Origin of the sequence: Streptomyces sp. DT190 (assembly GCF_049846985.1) — a bacterium.
In the GTDB taxonomy this organism is placed as follows: domain Bacteria; phylum Actinomycetota; class Actinomycetes; order Streptomycetales; family Streptomycetaceae; genus Streptomyces.
The window spans coordinates 290,935-307,476 of sequence record NZ_JBNCNM010000007.1 but is presented as its reverse complement, the minus strand read 5'-3'; the positions used below and the strand labels follow the sequence as shown (position 1 = coordinate 307,476).

Sequence of the window (16,542 nt, the reverse complement as noted above, 5' to 3'; positions counted from 1 at the left end):
ATCAGCCCTCCTGGAGGCCTTCGTTGAGCGTGGTCAGTCCGTGCCGGACGAAGACGGGCACGAGGTCGCCGATGCGGTCGAAACCGCGCCCGACCGTCTGGCCGAGCGTGTAGCGGTAGTGGATGCCCTCCAGGATCACGGCCAGCTTGAACCAGGCGAAGGCCGTGTACCAGGAGACGGCGGAGACGTCGCGCCCCGAGCGCGCGGCGTACCGCTCGATGAGTTCCGACGGCGCCGGATGCCCGGGCGCCTCGGCGGTGGTGGAGACGGGGGACTCGGGCATGCCGAGCGGCATGGAGTACATGACCAGCAGACCGAGGTCGGTGAGCGGGTCGCCCAGCGTGGACATCTCCCAGTCGAGGATCGCCCGGATCGAGTCGTCCTCGCCGATCAGCACGTTGTCGAGCCGGTAGTCGCCGTGCACCACGGCCGGGGCGGGGGAGTCGGGCAGCTCGCGGCCGAGCGCGGCGTGCAGCTCGTCGATGCCGTCCAGGTCCCGGTTGCGGGAGGCGTCCAGCTGCTTGCCCCAGCGCCGCAGCTGCCGGTCGAGGAAGCCCTCGGGCCGGCCGAAGTCCGCCAGACCGACCTCGCCCGGGTCGACCGCGTGCAGCTCCACCAGCGTGTCGACCAGGTTCAGCACCGCGCCCCGGGTGCGCTCCGGGCCGAGCGGGACGAGCTGGTCGGCCGTGCGGTAGGGCGTGCCCTCGACGAACTCCATGACGTAGAACGGCGCCCCGAGCACCTCCTCGTCCTCGCACAGCAGCACCGGCCGCGGCACCGGCACGGCGGTCGGGTGCAGCGCGCTGATCACCCGGTGCTCGCGCTTCATGTCGTGTGCGGTGGCCAGGACGTGGCCGAGCGGGGGCCGCCGTACGACCCACCGGTCGGTGCCGTCGGAGACCGCGTAGGTGAGGTTCGACCGTCCGCCCTCGATCAGCCGGCCCGACAGCGGGCCGCCGACCAGTCCGGGCCGCTCCCGGTCCAGCAGGCCGCGCAGCCGGTCGAGGTCGAGTCCGGGCGGGTGGTCGGGGCTCATGGGTCGCTCCTACGGGCAGGTGAACAATACCCGACTCATGATGCCGACCGGTCGGTATGTCGTCCAGAGGGGGGCCGAAACGTGATCGGAGCCACGATAGGCCGACGGCGGCCCGTACGGGGCTCCGCGAGCTTTTCGGCCGTTTCGTTCAGGCCATCCGGCTTGCGTGCCGACCCCCGAGCCCCGAGGGTCGGACCCATGAAGGCGATCAGCTACTCACGGTACGGCGGCCCCGAGGTGCTGGCGTTCGGGGAGGTGCGCGACCCCGTGGTCGGCCCGGACGCGGTCCTGGTGAAGGTGCGGGCGGCGGCCGTGAACCCCGTGGACTGGAAGGCCCGCGAGGGTCACCTCGACAGCATCCTCGCCCCCGTCTTCCCGGTGGTGCCCGGCTGGGACGTCTCGGGCGTCGTCGTCCGGCCGGGGCCGGCCGTCTCGGAGTTCGACGTGGGGGACGAGGTCATCGGCTACGTCCGCGAGGACTTCCTCTCGCGCGGCACCTTCGCCGAGTACGTGGCCGCACCCCTGCGCACCCTGGCCCGCAAGCCGCGCAACCTCTCCTGGGAGGAGGCGGCGGGACTGCCCCTGGTCGGGCTCACCGCCTACCAGGTGCTGCGCAGGATGCTCGAGGTGAAGCGGGGCGAGACCGTGCTGGTGCACGCCGCGGCCGGCGGTGTCGGCTCGATCGCGGTGCAGCTCGGCACCCACCTCGGGGCGCGGGTGATCGGCACGGCGAGCGAGTCCAACCACGACTTCGTACGGGGCCTGGGCGGCGAGCCGGTGACGTACGGCGAGGGCCTGGCGGAGCGGGTGCGCGGGCTGGCGCCCGAGGGGGTGGACGCCGTCTTCGACACGGTCGGCGGGGACGCGCTGAAGGTCTCGGCGAACCTGCTGGCCCCCGAGGGGAGGCTGGTGTCGATCGCCGACAACGAGGTGGTGAACTACGGCGGCCGTTATTACTTCGTCCGCCCCGACGCCGAGGACCTGCGGCGGTTGTCCGAACTGGCGGAGCAGGGCGTGGTGAGCGTGCACGTCGACGAGACGTTCCCGCTGGAGCGGGCGGCGGAGGCGCACCGGCTGAACGAGCAGGGCCGTACCCGCGGCAAGATCGTCGTGACGGTGGACCGGGAGGACGACGACGGCGAGTGAGTCCCCGGCGGACACGTCCTGGCGGGCCATGCCCTGGAGGACTGCCCTGGCGGACACGCCCTAGAGGACGAGTGCCGCCGCGCACACCGCCATCGCCACGGTGCACAGCACCGCCGTGGCGGCGTGCCGGGGGGCGAACGCCGCGGGACTCGGCGTGGCCGCGAGCGCGCGGATGCGGCGGTGGGCGACGCCGAGCACCCCCAGCCAGAGCACGCAGCACAGGGCGCACGCCACGATCCCGGCCGCCGACGCCCCGCCGTGCAGCGCGGTCCGCACGGCGAGCACGGCGACGACCGTGCCGGACAGCGTCGTACGCCGCCACGCGAGCCGGGTCCGCTCCGGCTGCAGCCCGGGATCGCGGGCGGGATCCCGGCGGACCGCCGGTGGGCTCACCCCTCCCACCCGACGAGCACGACCACGACCATGGCGACGGCGACGACCGCGACGACCAGGCTCAGCAGCGCGGGGAACCGCGACACGGGCAGGTCCTCGCCCCGGCGCATGGCCCGCTCGCAGCGCACCCAGTGGTTGACCGCCCGCAGCGAGCACAGCACGCCGGCGGCCAGCAGCGCGAGCGCCAGCCCGACGCGCCAGCCCCAGCGCAGGTCCGGCAGGAACTGGTCCACGGCGAAACCGCCGCCGATCAGCGCGAGCGCGGTGCGCAGCCAGGCCAGGAAGGTGCGTTCGTTCGCCAGCGAGAACCGGTAGTCGGGCGTCTCGCCGTCCCGCCGCACCTGCGCGGGCGCGAACCACAACCGGACGTTCCGTACGAACTCGATCACGTGCGCGACCCTACCCGGGGCGCGGCCGCCCGCCGCCCCGGCCCACCACCTCGGCCCGCTGCCTCAGCCCGCCGCCCGGAACGTCCGGAGCCGTTCGTAGGCCGCCAGCCCGTCCGGCACCCACTCCCAGTCGGCCAGCCGCCGCTCCACCTCGTGCTCGGGCAGGAAGTCGTGCCAGGCGACCTCCTCCACCTGCGGTTGCACGGGCAGCTCGCAGCGCACCTCGTACACGGCCGACCACCAGCTCCGGCCGGTGTCGTCGTCGTAGAGGAACTTGAACAGGAAGCGCGGGTCCGGCAGGCCGGAGACGCCCAGTTCCTCCTCGGCCTCGCGCAGGGCGGCGGTGTCGTACGCCTCGCCCGCGCCCACCACCCCGCCGACGAACATGTCGTACAGGGAGGGGAAGACCAGCTTGGCCGGGGTCCGCCGGTGCACGAAGATCCGGCCCTCGGCGTCCCGGGCCTGGACGAACACGCAGCGGTGCCGCAGCCCGCGGGCGTAGACCTCGCCCCGGGGGGACCGGCCGACCACCCGGTCGTGCTCGTCGACGACGTCGAGGATCTCGTCAGCAGCGCTCATGCCCTCATCCAAGCAGCGGCAGGGCGGGGAGCGGGGCCGGGACCCGTCAGGAGGAGGCGGGGCTCACGGCGGGCGCGGCGACCGGCGCGGGCCGGGCCGCCCCGGTCGGCAGCGCCGGATGCAGCCCCAGCAGCACGATCCCGGCGACCGCGGCCGCGAGACCGCCCGCCTCCCAGGTCAGCGCCACCGTGTCGGTGCGCAGCCGGTCGCCCAGGAAGCCGACGCCGCAGATGATCCCGGCGAGCGGCTGGGCCGCGGTCAGGGCGGGCAGCGACTTGCGCAGGGACGCCGTCTCGAAGGCGCTCTGCACGAGGACCAGCCCGGTGACGCCCAGCGCCAGGACCGCGTAGGGCTGCCAGCCGGTCAGCAGCTCGGCCAGGCCTCCCTCGGCGGCCTTCTGCCCGCTCACCCGGGTCAGCGCGTCCTGCACCCCGTACAGCAGCCCGGCGGCCAGGGCCAGCAGCACCGGCCCGGAGCCCAGCCGGGAGCGCCGGCCGCGTGCCGTCAGGAGCAGGGCGAGTCCGATCATCGTGCCGATGATCAGCCACTGCCGGACCGGGTCGGCCGTGGCGGCGCCGCCCTCGGGCCGCCCCGCCACGATGAACGCCGTCACGCCGCCCGCGAGCAGCAGCAGCCCCGCCCAGCCCTGGCGGCCGAGCGGCTGCCCGGACTGCTTGCGGGACAGCGCGAGTGCGAAGAGCAGGTTCGTGGCCAGCAGCGGCTCGACCAGCGACAGCTCGCCCTGCCCGAGCGCGGCGGCGCCCAGCGCCATGCCGACCACCATCAGGCCGATGCCGCCGAGCCAGCGGGGCACCTTGACCAGGTCGAGCAGGAGCCGGAAGGAGAGGAAGTCGCTCAGCGGGGCCCGCTGGGCCGCGTTCTGCTGCAGGACGAAGCCGAAGCCCAGGCAGCAGGCGGCACTCAGGGCGAGCGCCAGGACAAGGACCGACACGCGGTGTACCTCGATCGTCAGGTCGGGTTCACGATGGCGTAGGGGCCGACTGTACCGGCCGGCTCCGCCCGGCGTGCCCGTACGTTCTGCCATCGTCGGGGCCGCTGCCCGCCCGCGCTATGACGTACGTCACAAGGGGCGAAAAGGATGAATCGGAAGCCGTTCCCCCTGTCATCAGGCGTCTCTTCCGTCACAAGTCCCTCACCGGCCCCACCACTTGACGCGTGTAACGCATTTGCGGGCCTTGACGACAACCGTTGGCGGGGGGTTTGCTGTCTGTGATCAGTTCATGGCGGTGCGCACACCCGCGCACCGATGACCACCGTGAGCCGAAACACAAGAAGAGCGCGTGAGGAAGTCCCGCGGTGTCCCCACCCCCGCCTCCCCTCGGCCGTGGCCGCAGACGTGCGGCACAGGCCTTCGACGAGGCCCTCGACGACGCCGACCTCGTGACCGCGCGCGCCGCCCTGGCCCAGGGCCGCTGGCAGAGCGCCCGGTCCCTGCTCGTCCACACCGGAGACGACTGGGACCGCCGCGGCCACCGCGTCGCGGTCCTGGCCCGCGAGTCCCACACGGCCGCCTGGGCCCGGGAGTGGCTGCTCGCCGAGCCCGAGTCCGCCGACGCCGCGGTCCTGTTCGCCCTGGCCCAGGTCCGGCGCGTCCTGCACGGCAAGGGGAGACCGGACCCCGCCCGTGAGGCCTGCCGGGAGGCCGCCGGCCGCCGGCCCGCCGACCCCACCCCCTGGCTGGGCCTGCTCATGCTGGAGTGCGCGGCCGGCACCGACCAGGACGTCGTCCGGACCTTCGAGCAGGTCCGCGCCCGGTACGCCGACCACCACCACGCCCACCACCTGATGGTCGCCCGCCTCGCCGGCCGCCGCACGGAGGCCGGCCCCGACCCCCTGCACGAGGTCTACGACTTCGCCAACTGGGCCGCCGAGCAGGCGCCCGCCGACTCCCCGCTGGCGATCCTGCCCGTCATCGCCCACGCCGAGCGCTACCGCGCCCTGGCCGCCGCCGGGCACGAATCCGCCGACCCGGTCGCCTCCGGCCACTGGACCGGCCGCCGCGCCCGGCAGGTGATGAAGGCCGCCTTCGACTGGTGGCTGGAGTGGGAGCTGGAGGGGCATCCGCGCCGGCTGATCGACCTGAACTTCCTCGCCCACGCCAAGTTCTGCGAGGGGCGGGGTGCCGAGGCCGCCGCCCTGTTCCACCGGATCGGCCGCCACGCCACCCCGGCGCCCTGGTCGTACCCGGACCGCGACCCGCACACCGCCTTCGCCGCCGCCCGCGCCGGCGCGCTCGGCACGGCCTGACCGCCCGTACCCCACGTGAGGACGCCCTCCCGATGACCACGGACAGTTCGAGAACGAGCACCTCCGCCCCCGGCGGCGGCATCAGTACGTTCAAGGGGCAGGAACGCGCCCTGCGCGCCGACCGGCTCGGCACCGGCGGCCTGCTGCTCTCCGTGCTCGCCGCGACCGCACCCCTCATGGTGGTCGCGGGTGTCATGCCCACTACATTCGCGGTGATGGGCATCGTCGGGCAGCCGCTGCTCTTCGTGGTCCTGGGCGTCGTCCTGATCCTGTTCGGCATCGGCTACGCCGAGATGAGCCGCCACGTCCACAACGCCGGCGCCTTCTACGCCTACATCTCCCGCGGCCTCGGCGGCACCGCCGGAGCGGGCGCCGCCCTGGTCGCCCTGGTCGCCTACAACGCGCTCCAGATCGGCATCTACGGCATCCTCGGCTTCGAGGTCTCCGGGCTCTTCGCCACCTACGCCGAGATCGAGGTCGCCTGGTGGATCCCGGCCCTCGTGGCCGCGCTCGCCGTCGGCCTGCTGGGCTGGCTCAAGATCGACGTCAACGCCCGCGTGCTCGGCGTCCTGCTGGTCGTCGAGGTGCTCCTGGTGGTCGTCTTCGACATCGCGGCGCTCACCGACCCCGGCACGGAGGGCCTGTCACTGCACGCCTTCAACCCCGACACCCTCACCGGCGCGGGCGTCGGCACCGCGCTGTGCTTCTGCATCGCCGCGTTCCTCGGCTTCGAGCAGGCCCCGGTCTACGCCGAGGAGACCAGCCGCCCGCACGTCCTCGTGCCGCGCGTGATGTTCCTCGCCGTCGGCGGGGTCGCCGTCTTCTTCGCGCTGAGCAGCTGGGCCCTCACCGTCGCCACCGGCCCCGCAGCGATCGTCGGCACGGCCCGGCAGCAGAGCGCCGGGCTGCTGTTCTTCCTCACCGAGTCCCGCCTCGGCGGCACCTTCACGGACGTCCTGCACGTGCTGTTCGTCACCGGCATGTTCGCCGCGCTGCTCAGCTTCCACAACGTCGTCGCCCGGTACGCCTTCGCCATGGGCCGCGAGGGCCTGCTGCCCGCCGCCTTCGGCCGCACCAGCGGCAGCAGCGGCGCCCCCGGCACCGGTTCGCTGCTGCAGAGCGTGGTGGCCGTGGTCGTCGTGGCCGCCTTCGCGATCACCGACGACAAGCCGGCCGGCGACCCCACCGCCCCCGTCCTGCGCCTGTTCACCTGGCTCGGCAACGTCGGCGCCCTCGGCGTGATCGTCCTGATGGCGGCGGCCTCCCTGTCGGTCGTCGTCTTCTTCGTCCGCCGCGGCGCCGCCGGTGCCCAGGCCTGGCGGCTGGTCACCTCGGCGCTGGCCGGCATCGCGCTGCTCGTCATCGCCGGCTACACGGTCAGGGACTTCGACGTCCTGGTCGGCGCCGGCCCCGACTCCGCGCTGAGCTGGGTGCTGCCCGGCATCATCGGCCTCGCCCTCGCCGCGGGCCTGCTCCTCGGCCTGGTGCTGCGCGCCCGCGCCCCCGAGAAGCACGCCCGCATCGGACTGGGCAACGAGGCGTTCCAGCTGGACAAGGCGGCCTCGTCCTGACCCCGCCCGCACCCGCGGTGGTTACGGAAGTCTGACGGGCACCCGCGCTCCCTGTCCCCCGGGGGGGCCGCGGGTGTTCGAATGGGCACGTGAACCAGGACGTACCTCAGGACGTGCACGACGACCACCCCGGCGAACGGGGCACCCCGATCGGCCGCCGCGTCTTCCTCGGCACCCTCGCCCTGGGCGCCCTCGGCGTGGTGGCCGCACCGCCGCTGCAACGCGGCCTGGAGGGCTTCCTCGGCGGCGCCGCCGACAAGGACCCCACCGGCCTGACCGGTCTGCTCCCGAACGGCGGCGGCTTCCGCTACTACTCGGTCGCCTCGTCGGTCCCGCGCAAGAGCGCCGAGACCTACCGCCTCACGGTCGACGGCCTGGTCGACCGCCCCACGACCTACACGCTGGCCGACCTCAGGGCCCTGCCGCAGACCCGCATGGTCCGCGACGTCCAGTGCGTCACCGGCTGGCGCGTCCCCGACACCCCCTTCGAGGGCGTACGCCTGTCCCGCCTGCTGGACGCGGCCGGGGTCCGCCCCGCGGGCAGGGCCATCCGGTTCACCTGCTTCGACGGCACGTACACCGAGAGCCTCACCCTCGGCCAGGCCCGCCGCGCCGACGTCCTGGTCGCCCTGCGCATGCAGGACGAGGACCTCGGCCACTCCCACGGCGGCCCGGTCCGCCTCTACGTGGCGCCCATGTACTTCTACAAGTCCGCCAAGTGGCTCTCCGGCATCACCGTCACCGACGAGGTCCGCCCGGGCTACTGGGAGGAACGCGGCTACGACGTCGACGCCTGGGTGGGCCGTTCGAACGGGCGGGACGATGAGCCCACGAGCTGACGCGCGCCCGGCGGCGGTCGAGCTGCGCCGCTTCACCCCGGTGCAGCGCTGGATCCACCGCGCCACGGCCACGCTGATGGGCGTCTGCGTCGCGACGGCGGCCTGCCTCTACGTCCCGCAGCTCGCCGAACTCGTCGGCCGCCGCGCGCTCGTCGTCACGCTGCACATCTGGTCCGGCCTGGCCCTGCCCGTGCCCGTGCTGGCGGGCCTGGCCTCCCGCGTCTTCCGCGCCGACCTGGGCCGCCTCAACCGCTTCGGCCCGCACGACCGCACCTGGCTGCGCGCCGTCCTGCGCCGCGACGGACGGCCCGGCTCCCGCCCGGCGGGCAAGTTCAACGCCGGCCAGAAGATCTACGCGGCCTGGGTCGCCGGCGCCACCCTCGTCATGCTCGGCACCGGCCTGATGATGTGGCTCACCCACCTCACCCCCCTGTTCTGGCGCACCAGCGCGACCTTCGTCCACGACTGGCTCGCCCTCACCCTCGGCATCGTCCTGGCCGGCCACATCGGCATGGCCCTGGCGGACCCGGAGGCCAGAAGGGGCATGCGCACGGGCAGGGTGAGCAGGCAGTGGGCGGAACGGGAGCACCCCTTGTGGCGGGAGTAGCCCGCCACCTCAGGGCGCGGGGAACCGCGCGAGGAACCCCGCGGATCCGCGCACGTACGGCGGCCGACCGGCTCACGGCGCCGGGGCAGAGCCGGCGGCACCCGCGCACCCGATCGGCCGCCGTGGGTCTCGTACCTAGATCACCAGGGACAACAGCAGGACCAGCCCGCCGGCCACCACCGAGATGATCGTCTCCATGACGGACCAGGTCTTGATGTTCTGGCCGACGCTCAGTCCGAAGTACTCCTTCACCATCCAGAAACCGGCGTCGTTGACGTGGCTGAAGAACAACGAGCCGGCGCCGATGGCCAGGACGAGGAGGGCGGCGTGCGTGGTGGACATGTCCGCCGCGAGCGGGGCTACCAGACCGGCCGCCGAGACCGTGGCCACGGTCGCCGAGCCGGTCGCGAGCCGGATCACCACGGCGATCAGCCAGGCCAGCAGCAGCGCCGGGATGGCCCAGTCCTCGGAGATGTCCAGGACCATCCGGCCCACGCCCGTGTCGATGAGCGTCTGCTTGAAGCCGCCGCCCGCGCCGACGATCAGCAGGATGCCCGCGATCGGCATGAGGCTCTTCTCGACCAGGGGCGAGATCCGCTCCTTGGAGAACCCGGCGGGCCGCAGCAGCGTGAAGATGCCGACCAGCACCGAGGCGAGCAGGGCGATCATCGGGGCGCCGATGACGTCGAAGACGCGCTGCACCGCGTTCTCCGGGTCGTCCACGACGATGTCGACCAGCGCCTTGGCGAGCATCAGGATCACCGGCAGCAGCACGGTGAAGAGCGTGGCGCCGAAGCCTGGACGCCTGTCGAGCTCCTCCGAGGCGCGCTGCGGGATCATCTTCTCCGGTGCGGGGACGTCCACCCAGCGGGCCGCGTACTTCGAGAACACCGGACCCGCGATGATCACCGTCGGGACGGCGACGAGGACACCCAGCGCGAGCGTCACACCGAGGTCGGCCCCGACGGCGTCGATCGCCACCAGCGGCCCCGGGTGCGGCGGCACCAGACCGTGCATCACGGACAGGCCCGCGAGGGCCGGGATCCCGATGCGCATCAGCGAGTAGTTGCCGCGCTTGGCCACCATCAGCACCACCGGGATCAGCAGCACGATGCCGACCTCGAAGAACAGCGGCAGGCCGATCACGGAGGCGATCAGCACCATCGCCCACGGCATGGAGCGCCCGCCGGCCCTGGCCAGGATGGTGTCGACGATCTGGTCGGCGCCGCCGGAGTCGGCGAGCATCTTGCCGAGGATCGCGCCCAGCGCGATCAGCACACCCACGCCGGCGACCGTGGAGCCGAGGCCGGCGCTGAAGCTGGTGAGGACCTTGTCCAGGGGCGCCCCGGCGATCGCGCCGAGCGCCAGCGACCCGATGGTCAGCGCCAGGAAGGCGTGCAGCTTGAACTTGGTGATGAGCAGGACGATGACGGCGATGCCCGCCAGGACGGCGATGCCCAGCTGAGCGTGGCCGGCCGAGGTGATCGGCTCGGGTGCGTCCGCTGCCAGCATCTCGACGCTGAGTCTGGTCACGGGGGATTTCCTCGTTCGGGGAGTCGGGGGAGGGGAGTGCGGACAGGGGCTAGGAGATCGGCTCGGGGAGCGAGCCCAGGGCGCGCACGGCCCGCTCGGTGATCTCCTCCGGGCCGCCCGCGACGTCCACGGCGACCCCCGCCTCGTCCGCCTGGAGCGGCTGGAGCGTGGCGAACTGGGAGTCGAGCAGCGCCGTGGGCATGAAGTGCCCCTGCCGGTGCGACATCCGGTCCTCGATGAGCGCGCGGTCGCCGGTGAGGTGCACGAAGACCACGCCCGGCGCGGCGGACCGCAGCCGGTCGCGGTACGACCGCTTCAGCGCCGAGCAGCTGACCACTCCACCGAGCCCGGCCCGCCCCTGCGCCCAGGCGCCGATGGCGTCCAGCCAGGGCCGGCGGTCCTCGTCGGTGAGCGGCGTGCCGGCCGACATCCTGGCGATGTTGGCCGGCGGGTGGAAGTCGTCGCCTTCGGCGTAGGGAACGCCGAGCCGGGCGGCGAGCAGCGGACCGATGGTGGTCTTGCCGGTGCCCGCGACGCCCATGACCACGACGACATGGGGGGTGTTCATCGCTGCCTCACTGTCTGCTGTCTTCGTCGACACGTGATGTCGACGCAACTGAAACCCATTAGGTACGACGAATTCAAGAGGTCGTGATGAATAAGTCTGACTTTTTGTCTCCGTGATCTACCCCGTACGCTGAGTGCATGAGCACACCGGGCCGGGGGCTGCACGGCCGCGTACTGGACACCCTCGGCCCCGAGATCACCGCGGGGGAGTACCCGCCGGGCAGTGTCCTGCGCACGGACGAGCTCGCCCAGCGCTTCGACGTGTCACGCTCCGTGATGCGCGAGGCGGTCCGGGTCCTGGAGTCCATGCACCTGGTCGAGTCCCGCCGCCGCGTCGGCGTCACGGTCCGCCCCAAGTCCGAGTGGAACGTGTACGACCCGCAGGTCATCCGCTGGCGGCTGGCCGGCGCCGACCGCCCGCACCAGCTGCGCTCCCTGACGGTGCTGCGCTCGGCGATCGAACCGGTCGCGGCCGGACTCGCCGCCCGGAACGCCACCTCCGAGCAGTGCGCCGAACTCACCGAGTGCGCCCTCGGCATGGTCGCCCACTCGCGCGGTCACAAGCTGGAGGGATACCTCCTCCACGACGTGGCCTTCCACCGCGTCATCCTGTCCGCCTCGGGCAACGAGATGTTCGCCCGCCTCGGCGACGTGGTCGCCGAGGTCCTGACCGGCCGGACGCAGCACGACGTGATGTTCGACGACCCGGACCCGGCCGCCGTCACGCTGCACGTCCGGGTCGCCGAGGCCGTCCGCGCGGGCGACGCCGCCCGGGCCGAGGAGCTGACCCGCGAGATCACGGTCGGCGCCCTCCAGGAACTCGACATCCTGGCGCCGTAGCTACGGCAGGAACTCCCCGTCGACGTACACCCACGCCCCCTCGACCCGCTCGAACCGGCTCCGCTCGTGCAGCGACCCGCCCCGGTACGACGCCCGGAACTCCACGGTCCCGGCCGAGTGGAACGCCGATCCGCCGGCGGTGCCCAGGATCTCCAGCCCGGTCCAGCGCGTCCCCGGGTCCATCTCCAGCGTCCCGGGCCGGGTCCGCGGGTGCCAGGTCCGCAGCAGGTACCCGGTGTCCCCCTTGACGAAGGCGCAGTACCGCGACCGCATCAGCGCCTCGGCGGTCGGCGCGGCCGCCGGGCCGCAGTGGTAGCGGCCGCAGCACGCCTCGTAGGCCCGGGGGAGTCCGCAGGGGCAGGAGCGAGTGGTCATGGTCACCTCATCACGGAACACGCCTGAGGGCCGCGACCTCATGGTCACGGCCCTCAGCCTCAGGTGTCCGAGGGGGGACTTGAACCCCCACGCCCGATAAAGGGCACTAGCACCTCAAGCTAGCGCGTCTGCCATTCCGCCACCCGGACAAGGTGTCTGTCGCGTGGGTTCTCCCCGCGGCGACGACGTAAACATTACCAGGCTTTCCAGGGTGACCGATCACCCCCCGTGCCCGCCCCGGCCCCGGCGTGAACGACGTGTGACGGGCGGGGAGGGCTCTTGGGGAGCGGGCCGGAGGGAGGGAGGATGAAGGGGACCCACCAGCAGTGACACCGGGAGGAAGTACGTGAGCGAGACGGACACGGCCAGGAACGTCACCGGCGAGGACGAGGTCGTGGACCTCTGCCGCGAGCTGATCCAGATCGACACCAGCAACTACGGCGACCACTCGGGACCGGGCGAGCGCAAGGCGGCCGAGTACGTCGCCGAGAAGCTCGCCGAGGTGGGACTCGAACCGCGGATCTTCGAGTCCCACCCGGGCCGCGCCTCCACGGTGGCCCGCATCGAGGGCGAGGACCCCTCCCGGCCCGCGCTCCTCATCCACGGCCACACCGACGTGGTCCCGGCCAACGCCGACGACTGGACCCACCACCCCTTCTCCGGGGAGATCGCCGACGGCTGCGTGTGGGGCCGCGGGGCGGTCGACATGAAGGACATGGACGCGATGACCCTGGCGGTCGTCCGCGACCGGCTGCGCAGCGGGCGCAAGCCCCCGCGCGACATCGTCCTGGCCTTCCTCGCCGACGAGGAGGCCGGCGGCACCTACGGGGCCCGCTACCTCGTCGACCACCACCGTGACCTCTTCGAGGGCGTCACCGAGGCGATCAGCGAGGTGGGCGGCTTCTCCTTCACGGTGAGCGAGGAGCGGCGGCTGTACCTGATCCAGACGGCCGAGAAGGGCATGCACTGGATGAAGCTCACCGTCGCCGGCACGGCGGGGCACGGCTCGATGATCCACCGGGACAACGCGATCACCGAACTGTCGGAGGCCGTCGCGCGGCTCGGGCGGCACAAGTTCCCGGTGCGGGTCACCAAGACCACCCGCGCCTTCCTCGACGAGCTCGGTGACGCGTTCGGCACCGAACTCGACCCGGAGGACATGGAGTCGACCCTCGCCAAGCTCGGCGGCATCGCCAAGCTCATCGGCGCGACCCTGAGCAACACGGCCAACCCCACGCAGCTCGGAGCGGGGTACAAGGTCAACGTCATCCCCGGCGAGGCGACCGCCCACGTCGACGGCCGGTTCCTGCCCGGCTACGAGGACGAGTTCCTCGCCGACCTCGACCGCATCCTCGGCCCGAAGGTGCGCCGCGAGGACGTCCACGCCGACAAGGCCGTCGAGACGACCTTCGACGGGGCGCTCGTGGCGGCCATGCAGTCCTCGCTGCTGGCCGAGGACCCGACCGCCAAGGCGATCCCCTACATGCTCTCCGGCGGGACGGACGCCAAGTCCTTCGACGACCTGGGCATCCGGGGCTTCGGCTTCGCGCCGCTGAAGCTGCCGCCGGAGCTGGACTTCGCCGGCATGTTCCACGGTGTCGACGAGCGGGTGCCGGTCGACGGCCTGAAGTTCGGCGTGCGGGTGCTCGACCGGTTCATCGACGCCTCCTGAAAAACGGCCGGACCCGGACCGGTATTCGGGCGCGCGTGCGAGATCGACTGAGAAGAGTGAATGCGCTCATAAGCTCGTAGCCTCATTACTCCAGCCTCGTTACAGGTAATGCGATCGCACGATGGGTCGCTTTGCCAACTAGGAGGAATAATGATCAAGAAGGTCGTCGCTGCTGCGGCTGCCACCGGTGGGCTGGTTCTCGCGGGCGCGGGCCTGGCCGTCGCCGACTCGGGTGCCCAGGGTGCCGCCGTGCACTCCCCGGGTGTCGTGTCCGGCAACGTCATTCAGGTGCCCGTTCACGTCCCGGTGAACGTCTGCGGCAACACGGTCTCCGTGATCGGGCTGCTGAACCCCGCCTTCGGCAACACCTGCATCAACAAGTGATGCTTCCCCCTCTCTGAGGGGAGTTCCAAGCCACCGGTCCCGGAGCGCGAGCCATGCGCTCCGGGACCGATCGCTTCTTCAGAGGAATTCGAGAAGAATTCGATAAAGGGTCGAAGGCAGGTATTCAGCAATGCGACAGGTCACCCGCAAGGGTCTGATGACCGTGGCGGCCGCGACCGGCGTGATCGCCGCCGCGGGCGGCTCCGCCCACGCCGCCTCGGGTGCGCAGGGCTCCACGTCGAACTCGCCCGGCGTGCTGTCCGGGAACACGGTGCAGGCACCGGTGCACGCACCGGTCAACGTCTGCGGCAACACGGTCGACGTCGTCGGCGTGCTCAACCCGGCGGCGGGCAACTCGTGTGGCAACGAGGGTGGTGGATCGTCGTCGGGGGGATACGGCGATCAGGCGGGCCACGGCGGCTCGCACGCGAACGGTCACGCCTCCGACTCGCCCGGCGTCGGCTCGGGCAACCACGTCCAGGTGCCGGTGTACGCGCCGGTCAACGTCTGCGGCAACAGCGTCGACGTCGTCGGCGTGCTCAACCCGGCGGCGGGCAACTCGTGCGCCAACGAGGGTGGTGGATCGTCGTCGGGGGGATACGGCGGCTCGCACGCGGGTGGCCACGCCTCCGACTCGCCCGGCGTCGGCTCGGGCAACCACGTCCAGGTGCCGGTGTACGCGCCGGTCAACGCCTGCGGCAACAGCGTCGACGTCGTCGGCATCGGCAACCCCAGCACGGGCAACGACTGCGCGAACGGCGGCCACGGCGACCCCCACGGCAACCCGCCCGGCGGCGGCCACGAGCACCCGGGCGACCCCGGCAACCCGGGCGACCCCGGCGACCCGGGCGACCCCGATGGTCCGGGCACCCCCGGGAAGCCCGGCGACCCGGGCACCCCCGGCAACCCCGGCGACCCGGGCGGCCCCGGGACCCCGGGTGAGCCCGGTCACCCCGGCACCCCGGGCACACCGCCCGGCACCGGCGTCGAGACGCCCGGCGGTTCCTCGCACGGTGACGAGCCGGGCGCCCGGTTCGTCACCCAGCCCCGCGCCGACGCCCAGCTCGCGGCCACCGGCAGCGACCTCCCGCTCGGGCTCGTCCTCCCGGCCGGCGCCGGCGCCCTGCTGGCGGGCGCGATCCTCTATCGCAAGGCACGCGCCTCGGCCTGAGGCACGCGCCGCCGAGGTGTCCGTCCCACCGGACGGCCCCCGCGCGCACGGAGCGGGCCTCGCCGCAGCAGGGCCCGCTCCGTCATGTGCCTTCTCCCGGCACCGTCCCGCTCACCACGTGGCCCGCACCTGGCGGATGATCCGCCGGCGCAACCGCACCTTGCGGCTGCCGTCATGTAGCAGGCTCAGACGGTGCAACTCCCAGTGTCCGTACTCCGCATGGTCCGTCAGCAGACGTGCCGTCTCCTTGCGGGAGACCCCGCGCGGTACGTACACGTCGACAAATTCGTATTCCGGCATCGCATCTATTGTGCGGGCTGGGGCCTCGTACGGATAGCGTCTGCACTATGTCTGATGCTGCGCAGCCCACCGCTGCCGAGGTACGCGCCGCCGCCGAGGCGGTCAAGACCGCGCTCGACCGCCACCTGGCCGCGGTCGAACGCAGGTCGGGAGAGGACGACCCGGCCGTCTACGAGGCGTTCAACCAGCTGGCCGCGGCCGCAGAGGTGTACGACGAACTGCTCTACGACCGCTATGACGAGGTCACACCCTTCGAGATCCCCGGTGCGGAGGACGCGCTGCCCCCGTACAACGGCCCCGAGGAACCGAACGCGCTGAGCGTACTGATCCGCCGCGACTACGCCGTCGCCGAACCGCAGCGGCTGCTCGCGCACGCGCAGCGGATCGAGGCGGCCGACGGCGACGAGGGCTCCCCGGCCTCCGGGACCGTGCACGGCGCGCTGGGTCTGCTGTTCGGCGAGTTCGAGCCCGACGAGATCGCCTCCCGGCACAAGGAGTTCGGGCTGGAGGAGGGCGACTCCACGCTCTGGGTGACGGCGGCGGACGAACCGGCCGAGCCCGGGGAGTGGCTGGAGGCGCCGTTCGAGCAGGTCGACGCGCAGCAGGTGGTGTGCCGCTTCGACGTCAGCGCCGTCTTCGACGACGAGATCGACGCCCTCGACGACGAGGACGAAGAAGACGAGGACGCGGAGGAACTGGAGGACCTCGACACCGACCTGGACGAGGACGGGGATCTGGAGCCGCTGGACGCGGACCGCCGCTGAGCGCGCGCCGCGGCCACCCGACGGCGGTGGGGGCCGGGCCCCCGGGCCCGGGGCCCCCCCCCCGCGCCAAGCACACCCCCCAACGGGGCGGCCGACACCGGGAGCCCC

At 72.7% G+C, this 16,542-nt stretch carries 19 protein-coding genes and 1 tRNA gene; 10 read left to right on the top strand and 10 right to left on the bottom strand.

Going from position 1 to position 16,542, the window contains the following annotated elements; genetic code table 11:
- Position 1: 1 nt before the first annotated feature.
- Positions 2-1,036 (bottom strand): phosphotransferase family protein, encoded by a 1,035-nt coding sequence (locus ACPXCS_RS16020; RefSeq protein ID WP_425949923.1) that lies wholly within the window; start codon positions 1,034-1,036, stop codon positions 2-4.
- Between the two features lie 198 nt (positions 1,037-1,234).
- Between ACPXCS_RS16020 and ACPXCS_RS16015 the strand changes: the two genes are divergently transcribed.
- Complete coding sequence (locus ACPXCS_RS16015; protein ID WP_425949922.1) at positions 1,235-2,182, top strand: NADP-dependent oxidoreductase; 948 nt, start codon at positions 1,235-1,237, stop codon at positions 2,180-2,182.
- Positions 2,183-2,242: 60 nt separating this feature from the next.
- Here ACPXCS_RS16015 and ACPXCS_RS16010 read toward each other — a convergent pair whose 3' ends face one another.
- From ACPXCS_RS16010 to ACPXCS_RS15995, 4 genes are all read right to left on the bottom strand, one after another.
- The gene (locus ACPXCS_RS16010; protein ID WP_425949920.1) at positions 2,243-2,575 is read right to left on the bottom strand and encodes a DUF202 domain-containing protein; all 333 of its coding nucleotides are present in this window, start codon (positions 2,573-2,575) and stop codon (positions 2,243-2,245) included.
- On the bottom strand, positions 2,572-2,964 hold the full coding sequence (locus ACPXCS_RS16005) for a YidH family protein (protein ID WP_425949919.1): 393 nt from the start codon (positions 2,962-2,964) through the stop codon (positions 2,572-2,574). The genes ACPXCS_RS16010 and ACPXCS_RS16005 overlap by 4 nt, the downstream gene beginning before the upstream one ends.
- Positions 2,965-3,027: 63 nt before the next feature.
- A complete protein-coding gene (locus tag ACPXCS_RS16000) occupies positions 3,028-3,543 on the bottom strand; it encodes an NUDIX hydrolase (protein WP_425949918.1) in 516 nt (171 codons plus the stop codon).
- Between the two features lie 46 nt (positions 3,544-3,589).
- Entirely contained in the window at positions 3,590-4,495 is a 906-nt protein-coding gene (locus ACPXCS_RS15995; RefSeq protein ID WP_425949916.1) for a DMT family transporter, read from the bottom strand.
- 365 nt (positions 4,496-4,860) lie between these two features.
- Between ACPXCS_RS15995 and ACPXCS_RS15990 the strand changes: the two genes are divergently transcribed.
- From ACPXCS_RS15990 to ACPXCS_RS15975, 4 genes are all read left to right on the top strand, one after another.
- Positions 4,861-5,811 carry a hypothetical protein gene (locus ACPXCS_RS15990; protein WP_425949914.1) on the top strand — a complete coding sequence of 317 codons (951 nt, stop codon included), beginning with the start codon at positions 4,861-4,863 and terminating at the stop codon, positions 5,809-5,811.
- Between the two features lie 32 nt (positions 5,812-5,843).
- Positions 5,844-7,382, top strand: a complete 1,539-nt coding sequence (locus ACPXCS_RS15985; protein WP_425949912.1) for an APC family permease — start codon at positions 5,844-5,846, stop codon at positions 7,380-7,382.
- 89 nt (positions 7,383-7,471) lie between these two features.
- The gene (locus ACPXCS_RS15980) at positions 7,472-8,221 is read left to right on the top strand and encodes a molybdopterin-dependent oxidoreductase (protein ID WP_425949911.1); all 750 of its coding nucleotides are present in this window, start codon (positions 7,472-7,474) and stop codon (positions 8,219-8,221) included.
- Complete coding sequence (locus tag ACPXCS_RS15975; RefSeq protein ID WP_425949909.1) at positions 8,205-8,828, top strand: cytochrome b/b6 domain-containing protein; 624 nt, start codon at positions 8,205-8,207, stop codon at positions 8,826-8,828. Before ACPXCS_RS15980 ends, ACPXCS_RS15975 begins: the two co-directional genes overlap by 17 nt.
- 135 nt (positions 8,829-8,963) lie before the next feature.
- On the opposite strand, the gene ACPXCS_RS15970 is transcribed toward ACPXCS_RS15975, so the two are convergent.
- Positions 8,964-10,361, bottom strand: coding sequence for a gluconate:H+ symporter (locus ACPXCS_RS15970; RefSeq protein WP_425949907.1), 1,398 nt, complete (start codon positions 10,359-10,361; stop codon positions 8,964-8,966).
- A 49-nt stretch (positions 10,362-10,410) separates the two neighbouring features.
- Positions 10,411-10,929 carry a gluconokinase gene (locus ACPXCS_RS15965; protein WP_425949905.1) on the bottom strand — a complete coding sequence of 173 codons (519 nt, stop codon included), beginning with the start codon at positions 10,927-10,929 and terminating at the stop codon, positions 10,411-10,413.
- A gap of 137 nt (positions 10,930-11,066) precedes the next feature.
- Here ACPXCS_RS15965 and ACPXCS_RS15960 point away from each other — a divergent pair, with 137 nt between their 5' ends.
- A complete protein-coding gene (locus tag ACPXCS_RS15960) occupies positions 11,067-11,768 on the top strand; it encodes a FadR/GntR family transcriptional regulator (RefSeq protein ID WP_425949903.1) in 702 nt (233 codons plus the stop codon).
- Here the strand turns inward: ACPXCS_RS15960 and ACPXCS_RS15955 are convergent, their stop codons facing one another.
- Positions 11,769-12,143, bottom strand: coding sequence for a YchJ family protein (locus ACPXCS_RS15955; RefSeq protein WP_425949901.1), 375 nt, complete (start codon positions 12,141-12,143; stop codon positions 11,769-11,771).
- A 64-nt stretch (positions 12,144-12,207) separates the two neighbouring features.
- Positions 12,208-12,292: transfer RNA gene (locus ACPXCS_RS15950), tRNA-Leu, on the bottom strand.
- 197 nt (positions 12,293-12,489) lie between these two features.
- Between ACPXCS_RS15950 and ACPXCS_RS15945 the strand changes: the two genes are divergently transcribed.
- From ACPXCS_RS15945 to ACPXCS_RS15935, 3 genes are all read left to right on the top strand, one after another.
- Positions 12,490-13,815, top strand: coding sequence for a M20/M25/M40 family metallo-hydrolase (locus tag ACPXCS_RS15945; protein WP_425949899.1), 1,326 nt, complete (start codon positions 12,490-12,492; stop codon positions 13,813-13,815).
- A 150-nt stretch (positions 13,816-13,965) separates the two neighbouring features.
- Positions 13,966-14,199 (top strand): chaplin ChpH, encoded by a 234-nt coding sequence (chpH, locus tag ACPXCS_RS15940; RefSeq protein WP_010988036.1) that lies wholly within the window; start codon positions 13,966-13,968, stop codon positions 14,197-14,199.
- Positions 14,200-14,329: 130 nt separating this feature from the next.
- Positions 14,330-15,370: a chaplin gene (locus tag ACPXCS_RS15935; RefSeq protein WP_425949898.1), complete on the top strand. Its 1,041-nt coding sequence runs from the start codon at positions 14,330-14,332 to the stop codon at positions 15,368-15,370.
- A gap of 111 nt (positions 15,371-15,481) precedes the next feature.
- Here the strand turns inward: ACPXCS_RS15935 and ACPXCS_RS15930 are convergent, their stop codons facing one another.
- Positions 15,482-15,670: a DUF5703 family protein gene (locus tag ACPXCS_RS15930; protein ID WP_425949897.1), complete on the bottom strand. Its 189-nt coding sequence runs from the start codon at positions 15,668-15,670 to the stop codon at positions 15,482-15,484.
- 47 nt (positions 15,671-15,717) lie between these two features.
- On the opposite strand from ACPXCS_RS15930, the gene ACPXCS_RS15925 reads away from it, so the two are divergent.
- Entirely contained in the window at positions 15,718-16,434 is a 717-nt protein-coding gene (locus ACPXCS_RS15925; protein WP_425949895.1) for a hypothetical protein, read from the top strand.
- Positions 16,435-16,542 lie beyond the last annotated feature (108 nt).